Annotated in this window: 1 pseudogene; it reads left to right on the top strand. The window is 39.3% G+C overall.

Going from position 1 to position 224, the window contains the following annotated elements:
* Window positions 1–201, top strand: a pseudogene (locus RRF55_RS28605) (hypothetical protein); the annotation flags it as partial.
* Window positions 202–224 lie beyond the last annotated feature (23 nt).

Here is a 224-nt window from a genome sequence, read left to right as displayed (position 1 = left end):
CAATTTGGCTGGCATATTCTTCAAGTGACTGAAACACGTCAACAAGACATGACTGCTGAATATCAAGAACGTATGGCACGTCAAATTTTAGGTGAGCGTCAATTTGATGCAGAGCTTGATAGCTGGTTACGTGAAACACGCAACAGAGCTTTTGTCGAAATCAAAGATCCAAACTTAGACCGTAAGAATAATAAGTCATAAGTTTGAACACATAAAAGACCAGC

The organism is Klebsiella sp. K47 (assembly GCF_051858335.1).
GTDB classification, from domain to species: domain Bacteria; phylum Pseudomonadota; class Gammaproteobacteria; order Enterobacterales; family Enterobacteriaceae; genus Klebsiella; species Klebsiella pneumoniae.
This window is presented reverse-complemented; position numbering and strand designations above follow the sequence as displayed.